This window comes from Actinomadura logoneensis, from assembly GCF_003428695.1.
In the GTDB taxonomy this organism is placed as follows: Bacteria; Actinomycetota; Actinomycetes; order Streptosporangiales; family Streptosporangiaceae; genus Spirillospora; species Spirillospora logoneensis.
Genome location: NZ_QURH01000068.1, coordinates 1 through 6,932, shown reverse-complemented (window position 1 = coordinate 6,932; position 6,932 = coordinate 1). Strand labels below are relative to the sequence as shown.

Sequence of the window (6,932 nt, the reverse complement as noted above, 5' to 3'; positions counted from 1 at the left end):
GCGGCGGCGTCGGCGAGGGTCGCCGCCGCCCGCGCGCGTTGCTCCTCGGCCGCCGCGCCGCCGCCGGTGCCGCGCGGTCCGGTACGGGTGATGCTCGGTTGGTCCGTCATGGGACCCCCTTCCGATCGCTGTACCGATACCGTAACAAGGCGTACTGACATCGGTACATCGTTCCGGAAGGTCGTCCGAAGTACGTCCGGACTACGTCCGGAGTGCGTCCGAGACGCACCGTCGTGGCTCTGACCGGTGACCGGCCCGGGGGGCATTGCCGCAGGTCAACGGCGCGCGTTCGCAAGTCGCGCCCTGCCGGCCCTGGCTCCGCAGCGCTGTCCCACGGCCGAAACTCGACTACGACGACTCGCCGTCTGACCTGCCGTTTCGGGGGAGATTCGAGGGAGCGCGGTAGGAATCGTCCGTATTCCGGCCGTCTCCTCCGAAGAATCGTCGGAGACAAAAGCCATCAGAAGGCGCGATGAGGTCGAAAATGGGACAGCTAAACGCGCAATTCGTCGTAGGGTTGGGGCATGATGTATGAGCCGGTCCCGGGAATCTGACGAAAGTCGGCATTTCCCCCAAATCCCTCAAGCGATCTCACCGAGGGCCGGGCCGGACGCGAAGAGGCCCCCACTCGCCTGGAGCTCGTCAACTCTCTGAGTGGGGGCCTCGCCGCCCCGGCTTAGAGCCGGGGACCGGACGAGCCGTCGTGCCACCACTCGAAGACGACCCACAGCACGGCCTTCACCACTTCCAGCCGTGCCCTGAGCCGCCAGTAGCGACCGGACGCCTCATCCCGCCTACGGAGTGCGCTCATCGAGCGAACCCCTCTCCCCGGCCAACGGGGGGGCGGCCGGGTCAACCCCCGGCCGGCTCATCCGGCGCGCGCGGCCCGGATGATCTGACACGGGGTGTCGAGCAAGACGATAAACCAGGACGGCGACAATTCCACACCTGCTCGTAGGGAAGTGGACAACAACAGGGGGAATGTGGTTGGATTCCCCAACTTTTTGGCCGATTGAAGATCATTTACGCCACCATTCGTCGCGCCGCACGTGACGATTGGGCGTGATGTAATACGCCGTCAGGCGGTCCGGTCCGCCAGCGCGCGGTACTGCCGAGCCAGGGCGGCCGGGGGCCAGCCGCTCCAGTCCTCCCCCGTCACCGCGGCGCAGGCGGCCATGAGCTGCACCGCCACGGCGGGCACGTCCGCCATCGCCTCCGACGCCTCCCCGGCCGCGAACGCGGTCCACAGCAGGTGCGCCGTCGCGCCGTCGACCGGGCCGGCCACCTCGGACACCAGGTCCACCACCCGCCGTTGGGTGGCCCCCTCGGCCACCGGCCCGGCGGCCCCGGCCAGGGCCATCGCCTGGGTGGTGAGGGTCGCCAGCCCGGCCAGGCTCTCCAGCATGTCCGCCAGCTCGGCCACGTCCCGGCCCCGCAGGATCTCCTCCACCGCCGCGCCGTCCCGCTCCAGGAAGGCCGCTATCAGGCGGAGACTCGCCGCCCTCGCCCTGCCGCTACTCATGAGCCCCGATGCTCCCAGAGGTCGACCACGTGCCGTGACGAGTATTCGCCTATCGGTGACCACGGCGGGCCGGTAGCGTCCGCCCATGCAGCCGATCGCAGACACCGAACATCGTCACTGCATGGTCCAGGCGGGGCACTGGCAGTGCCACACCGATCCGGACCTCCCCCGACCGATCCTCATCCTGGCCGCCGTCGTCCTGGCGGGCCTGGGGCTGTGGTGGCTCTACCTCCGGCGCAAATGAAATTTCGTCACGGCGTGCGTGACGAAAATGCGGAGGGGCGCGGCGGGGCTGGTCGTGATGCGTCCCGGCCGCCAGGATGGGCGCCGGAGGTGACCGATGATCGCGGAGACGACCGTCCATCTCCCCCGCGCCGCGTGGGGGCTCATCCTGGCCGTCGTCGTCCTGGTGGCCGTGGCGGCCGGCCTGCCCGCGCTGCTGCGCGGCGGACGTAGCGGCGGGCGGGGCCGGGGCCGCCGCGGCTATCGCGTCCGGGTCGGGCCCTCGCTGCCCCTGGTGCTCGCGCTCGGCCTGGCGCGCCGCCTGGACGCCGTCCTCCTGGCGCTCGTGGCCGCCGCGTTCGTGGTGGCGGTCGCGCTCAACGCGACCGCCTGACCAGCTATCCGCCCTTGACGCCGAGGGCCTTGGCGGCCCCGGTCGCGACCGTCTCGATGATGCCCGGGTAGTAGAAGATCACCGCGATCGCCACGACCAGCACGATGAACTGAACGAAGCGCGTGATCTCCCGGGTGAACAGGAAGAACAGCGCGACCAGCGACACGACGACCAGGAACAGCGGGCCGAAGATGTCCCTCAGCCAGTTCGCCAGGCCCTGGGTGTCGGGGCCCTGCCCAGGGCCTGGGGACGGCGACGGCGCCGCCAGCATGAGCCGTACCGCGAGCGCGTTCGCGGTCTGCATCAACATCAAGTTCCTACTTCCCTGATCCGCTGCTGCCCCGGGCCACACTCGCACGGTGGTCCCGGGATCGCCACTGGGTCCCGCGCGGCGCGCGGGCTCTGGAACCGGCCGGTGCTCAGCGGTCGATCCCCGCCCGCCACTCGGCCATGCGGACTTGAGGGTGATTGCGGGTGCGAGCGATGATCCACTCACTGGCCGCCAGCACCAGGACGCCGAGTCCGACGCCCATGGCGACGGTCATCTGCACCGTGACGGCCGAGCTGGCCGCGAACGTCAGCGCCACGACCAATGCGCCGAGTGCCCACATGGTCCACCGGACCTTGGTCATCGTGTGCCGCGTCCTCTTCGCCACCACAATCTCCCTCGCGGACCGCGGGCCGGATCGGTTCCGCCCTTGGTCCCTCATTGTCGCGTCTGCCCGGGCGGCGCCGCCCGGATGACTACTGATTTCAGTGGTTCAGTAACTCAGTAATGCGCCTGGGGCGTCAACCGGCCTCGTCCCGGATACGGTCGGCGACCGCGGTCAACAGGGCCGGATCGTCGGCAGCCTCGGCCAGCAGCGCCCGCCACATCCGGCTGTGCGCCAGGGTCGGGATGTCGGTGGCGGCGGCGATCTCGTCCACCAGGCGCCGCATCGTGCGGTAGTCCTCCGGAGCCAGGTCGATCGTGATGCGGACCGGGGTGGTACGGCGGGCCGTGGTCCCGCGCTCGCGGACCTGCCCCGTCTCGGCGTCCTTGCGCCGCGACTGCGCGGCCCGCGCGAACCTGCTGGACGACGACCCCGACGACGCCGAGGGCGGCGGCGTCACGCGCTCACCTCAGCCGGTCCGGTCATCGGCAGGCCCGCGCGCTTGAGGTACGCCTCGGCCAGCAGGTCGAACGGGTCGCCCGGCGCGATCCGTGGCACCGCGCCGTAGGCCAGCGCATAGACCTCCCGACGCGGAATCTCCGGCCCCAGCACCTCGTATCCGAGCCCCACCAGGGCCTCCCGGGCGTCCCGGCCGGACCGGGCCGAGCCGACGACCCGGTTCAGCAGGACCGCCACGCGGCCCGGAGCGCGCCGGACCTCGGCGACCTCTTCCAGCAGGTCGGCGATCCCGGACGTGCGCTCGATCTCGATCGTGGACGGCGCGACGGTGATCGTGGTCTCGTCCACCTCCCGCAGCACCGAGCGGACGATCGCGCCGTGGTCCTCGGCCTGCGGGGTGTCGGCCACCGCGATCGTGTCCCGGGCGATCTTCGGCAGGCGCCGCCCGGCGTCCTTGGTCGGCAGACCGACCACATCGAACGGGAAGCCGCCGACCTCGTCCGACCACGCCAGCGCCGAGCCGGCCGGGTCGCAGTCGGCCAGCGTGACCGGCCATCCCCGCAGGTACAGCGCGTAGGCAGTCAGGACGGCCGTCGTCGTTTTGCCCGTGCCGGGCTTCAAGTTCGCGAACGCGATCGAGGTCAGCATGGGCGTTACTGAATCACGGAACTCAGCAATCCAGGAAGCTCACCGGCAGCTCGGCATGTCCCGCCGAACGGGCCACGCACACACGAACGGCCCCCCGATCCGATCCGGATCGGGGGGCCGGCGGGGCAGTGCGGACCTACAGCGGCAGGACCGCGTTGCAGTCGTGGCACCGCTTGTAGACGATCTTGTCCTTCCCGACCTTCACGGTCTCCAGGCTGGTCTTGCGGTTGTGGAGGCAGTTCGCCATGACGATCTCCTTGGTGGGGGCTGGTCAGCGGATCAGGTGTCGCAGTCGTTGCAGACGCCGAGCCGGGGCGGGATGACGTATCCGACGTCCCGGCCGCAGGACGGGCAGGTCCGGCGGGCGGCCATCGCCCGGTCCAGCGCGGCGAGCTGCGCGGGGGTGGGGGTGCGGCGCGGCAGCGCGAGCGCCGGGTCGTACAGGTAGGCGACGGCGTGGCGCCGGTGAGCGCCGTGCCAGCGGACCTGGGCGACGATCTCCTGTCCGCCGGGCCGCAGCCCGCGCGCCGCGAGCTGCCGCCGGGTGGCCAGGTGCGGCGGGGCCAGGCGCCACGGGTAGGTCGGGATCCCCTCGCGGCGGCCGTCGGGGTCCCAGAACCGCGCGGATGACCGTCGCCCGCCCATCAGATCAGGCCCCGCGGGTCACCGCCGGTCAGCGCCCGGTGGACGAGCCGTCCGGCGGCGGCGACCTGGATGTCGGGCGAGGCCATCCAGTCGGCGGCCAAGTGCCGGACCCGCGCGTCCCGGGCCGCGGCCGCCAGGGCGCCCGCCTCACGGTCGCGGAGCATCCGGATCAGCGCCAAGACCTCCCGCGCCGCGACGACAGGCTCGTCCGGGTGGACCCGGCCCGCGCGGCGCTCCAGGTCGTAGATGCGCTCGGCGGTCAGGTCGCCGGCGGCGGTCGCGGTGACGGTCGTGGGGGTGGCTGTGGGGGTGGCTGTGGGGGTGGCTGTGGGGGTCATGATGGTGATGCCTCCTGTTGGGGGGTGGCGGGCCGGGACATCGCTTGGTCGTGGGTCCCGGCCCGCGCTACTCGGTGGCTATCGGGCTATCGGGCGGGGGTGGTGAACTCGCCGTGCGTCGCGCACCGCCACACGTCCCGGCTGGGGCCCTTGCCCCCCGTCCGTCCGGCGTAGGTCACGTGCTGCGCGCTGCCGCACGTCGGGCAGCAGGGCGTGCCGCCGCTCACTTCTTGCCGCCCTTGCCGTCGCGCATCGGCTCGCCGCCGTGCGGCAGGCCCTTGCCGTACATCCCGCCGCCGGGGCCGTTGCCGCCGGAGGTCGCGGTGCCCCCGGAGCTGGTGCGGGTGGTGTCGTTGTTCACGGCGGTCTGCGCCATGATGTGCATGGTCATCTCCTGGTGTAGTCAGGTGTGTGATCAAGGGCTCCGGCTGTGCAGCCACACGGCCGGGGCCCGCCTGCGTCTGGGTGCCTCCCTTCTGGGCAGGTGCTCTGTCAGCTTGCGATGATCAGAGCGGTGATGCCGAGCCAGTACAGGTGCCACGCCTGGTCGAGGTGGGGCAGCGCGGCCTTGTCGGATTCGATCCATGCGCCCTTGCCCGCGCGGCGGGCGAGGGCGGCGAGGGTGGTCCGCCGGTCGGCCCAGTAGTGGGAGGCGGCGTTGACCATGAGCGCGATGGCCACTTGGGTGTGGGGCAGGTGGAGGCCGGTCACTCCCGCCAGCGCCACCAGGGCGAGGGTCAGGGTCATGGTCAGGGTCGCGACGTGCTGCGCGCAGGCGTGGCGGCCGGGCGCGCCCGGCGCGCCCTTGGTTTTGGCCTGGTGGTCCGTCTGGATCCAGTAGTCGCCCAGGTGATGGCCGATGATCAATGTCGGGAGAACGGCCGCGAAGGTAACCGTGTGCTCCAGGGTGGTCGGCGTCATCATCGGGCGTTCCCCTCCAGCACCTCGCGGATCAGAGCGACGTGGGCCGGGAACACGACGCCGTCGCGGTCGGCCAGGTCCGCGGTCAGCGTGGCGTAGTCGTCGGCGCGGATCCATGCGGCGTCGGCCGCGTCGTCGTCGCCGCTCACCCGCGGCAGCTCGGCGACCTCGCCGAGGTCGGTCACGCACGGGGTGGTGACCATCCACGCCTCGTCCGTCGCGCGCGGGTCGTCCACGACCCGGGGCGGGAGCACCGTCCAGACCGCGCCCGGGAGCCGCAGGCCGGTCTCCTCGGCCAGCTCGCGGATCGCCGCCTCCAGGGCCTGCTCCCCCGGGTCGATGTGCCCGCCCGGCAGCGCCCACCCGTGGCCGTCGCCACGCTCGACCAGCAGCAGCCGCCGGACCCCGTCCGGGCCGGTCGCCAGGACGGCCGCGTCCGCGGCCAGGCCCTCGCCCAAGTGCCACAGGCCACCGCGCCCCCTCGGGGTGCCGGTCGGCGCGAGCGGGTTCACCGGACGACCGTCGACCACGGCGAACGGAATCACGGCGGCGGCCTGGCGGGCGGCCCAGTCGATCCGTCGCGGGTCGTCCTCGCCGCCGCGCGTGCGGCGGGCCGAGGAGTGGCCGAGCGCCTGGCGGCTACCGGGCAGCGGTCCCCAGCCCCGGCCGACGCCCCGCTCGGCCGTGATGGCGCCTCCCGCCGTGTCGCCGTCGCCGCCGAGGCGGGCGGGCCGGGCGATGACGTCGCGGTGCATGTCCCGGTGCTGGAGCTGCACGGCCAGGCCCTCGCCGTCGAGCTGCGCGTGCAGCTCGTGGGCGATGGCGGGGGCGCGGTGGCGGCCCCCGACGCAGCCCAGGGCGATCGTGACCGGCAGGGGGAGCCGGGCGAGGGTCACGGTCAGGTCCGCGAGCCGGTCGATCAGCGCACCCACGCCCCGCGTGGTCAGCACGGCCCGGCGCACCCGCTCGTCCTCGGCGGTCAGGTGCCGCAGGGCCGGGTCCACATGGGGGTCCCTGTAGCGGTGGCGCAGGTCAACCACGATGTCGGCGGCCGGGGCGGGGCCGTGCCCGTAGCCGAACGAGATGATCGTGGCGCTGCTGATGTGGGTCATGATGGTGATGCCTCTCTG

General features: G+C 72.5%; 13 protein-coding genes. 2 read left to right on the top strand and 11 right to left on the bottom strand.

Annotated elements, in window-relative coordinates; all coding sequences use genetic code 11:
- Window positions 1-676: 676 nt before the first annotated feature.
- Window positions 677-811, bottom strand: a complete 135-nt coding sequence (locus DZF91_RS42575) for a hypothetical protein (protein WP_268915915.1) — start codon at window positions 809-811, stop codon at window positions 677-679.
- Window positions 812-1,078: 267 nt separating this feature from the next.
- Window positions 1,079-1,522 (bottom strand): hypothetical protein, encoded by a 444-nt coding sequence (locus DZF91_RS03240; RefSeq protein ID WP_117356008.1) that lies wholly within the window; start codon window positions 1,520-1,522, stop codon window positions 1,079-1,081.
- A gap of 85 nt (window positions 1,523-1,607) precedes the next feature.
- On the opposite strand from DZF91_RS03240, the gene DZF91_RS39370 reads away from it, so the two are divergent.
- On the top strand, window positions 1,608-1,766 hold the full coding sequence (locus DZF91_RS39370; RefSeq protein ID WP_158587836.1) for a hypothetical protein: 159 nt from the start codon (window positions 1,608-1,610) through the stop codon (window positions 1,764-1,766).
- 96 nt (window positions 1,767-1,862) lie between these two features.
- The gene (locus DZF91_RS03235) at window positions 1,863-2,138 is read left to right on the top strand and encodes a hypothetical protein (protein ID WP_117356007.1); all 276 of its coding nucleotides are present in this window, start codon (window positions 1,863-1,865) and stop codon (window positions 2,136-2,138) included.
- Window positions 2,139-2,142: 4 nt separating this feature from the next.
- Here the strand turns inward: DZF91_RS03235 and DZF91_RS03230 are convergent, their stop codons facing one another.
- The 9 genes from DZF91_RS03230 to DZF91_RS03195 all read right to left on the bottom strand — a co-directional run.
- A complete protein-coding gene (locus DZF91_RS03230) occupies window positions 2,143-2,409 on the bottom strand; it encodes a hypothetical protein (protein WP_235834048.1) in 267 nt (88 codons plus the stop codon).
- Between the two features lie 148 nt (window positions 2,410-2,557).
- Entirely contained in the window at window positions 2,558-2,794 is a 237-nt protein-coding gene (locus DZF91_RS03225; RefSeq protein ID WP_117356005.1) for a hypothetical protein, read from the bottom strand.
- A gap of 133 nt (window positions 2,795-2,927) precedes the next feature.
- Window positions 2,928-3,251 (bottom strand): hypothetical protein, encoded by a 324-nt coding sequence (locus DZF91_RS03220; protein ID WP_117356004.1) that lies wholly within the window; start codon window positions 3,249-3,251, stop codon window positions 2,928-2,930.
- Window positions 3,248-3,898 carry a ParA family protein gene (locus DZF91_RS03215; protein ID WP_117356003.1) on the bottom strand — a complete coding sequence of 217 codons (651 nt, stop codon included), beginning with the start codon at window positions 3,896-3,898 and terminating at the stop codon, window positions 3,248-3,250. Before DZF91_RS03215 ends, DZF91_RS03220 begins: the two co-directional genes overlap by 4 nt.
- Before the next feature lie 279 nt (window positions 3,899-4,177).
- Window positions 4,178-4,543, bottom strand: a complete 366-nt coding sequence (locus tag DZF91_RS03210; protein ID WP_117356002.1) for an RRQRL motif-containing zinc-binding protein — start codon at window positions 4,541-4,543, stop codon at window positions 4,178-4,180.
- Complete coding sequence (locus tag DZF91_RS03205; RefSeq protein WP_117356001.1) at window positions 4,543-4,881, bottom strand: hypothetical protein; 339 nt, start codon at window positions 4,879-4,881, stop codon at window positions 4,543-4,545. The genes DZF91_RS03210 and DZF91_RS03205 overlap by 1 nt, the downstream gene beginning before the upstream one ends.
- 223 nt (window positions 4,882-5,104) lie before the next feature.
- The gene (locus tag DZF91_RS39365) at window positions 5,105-5,257 is read right to left on the bottom strand and encodes a hypothetical protein (RefSeq protein ID WP_158587835.1); all 153 of its coding nucleotides are present in this window, start codon (window positions 5,255-5,257) and stop codon (window positions 5,105-5,107) included.
- A gap of 116 nt (window positions 5,258-5,373) precedes the next feature.
- Window positions 5,374-5,805, bottom strand: a complete 432-nt coding sequence (locus tag DZF91_RS03200) for a DUF3307 domain-containing protein (RefSeq protein ID WP_199486372.1) — start codon at window positions 5,803-5,805, stop codon at window positions 5,374-5,376.
- Window positions 5,802-6,932: RapZ C-terminal domain-containing protein (locus DZF91_RS03195; protein ID WP_207661879.1), on the bottom strand; the 1,131-nt coding region annotated here is incomplete at its 5' end. The genes DZF91_RS03195 and DZF91_RS03200, both read right to left, overlap by 4 nt.